We start from the raw sequence: 504 nt of genomic DNA, 5'->3' as shown, positions 1-504 counted from the left end.
GTACGTACACGGTTTCAGGTTCTTTTTCACTCCCCTCGCCGGGGTTCTTTTCGCCTTTCCCTCACGGTACTGGTTCACTATCGGTCAGTCAGGAGTATTTAGCCTTGGAGGATGGTCCCCCCATATTCAGACAGGATACCACGTGTCCCGCCCTACTCTTCGAGTTCACAACCTGTGCATTTTGGTGTACGGGACTATCACCCTGTACCGTCGGACTTTCCAGACCGTTCCACTAACACACAAGCTGATTCAGACTCTGGGCTGCTCCCCGTTCGCTCGCCGCTACTGGGGGAATCTCGGTTGATTTCTTTTCCTCGGGGTACTTAGATGTTTCAGTTCCCCCGGTTCGCCTCGTTAACCTATGTATTCAGTTAACGATAGTGCAACGAATCGCACTGGGTTTCCCCATTCGGACATCGCCGGCTGTAACGGTTCATATCACCTTACCGACGCTTTTCGCAGATTAGCACGTCCTTCATCGCCTCTGACTGCCAGGGCATCCAC

At 53.0% G+C, this 504-nt stretch carries 1 rRNA gene; it reads right to left on the bottom strand.

Annotated elements, in window-relative coordinates:
- A 23S ribosomal RNA gene (locus PL597_RS26025) occupies positions 1 to 504 on the bottom strand; the annotation flags it as partial.

This window comes from Agrobacterium sp. ST15.13.013 (assembly GCF_027956525.1).
In the GTDB taxonomy this organism is placed as follows: Bacteria; Pseudomonadota; Alphaproteobacteria; order Rhizobiales; family Rhizobiaceae; genus Agrobacterium; species Agrobacterium salinitolerans.
This window is presented reverse-complemented; position numbering and strand designations above follow the sequence as displayed.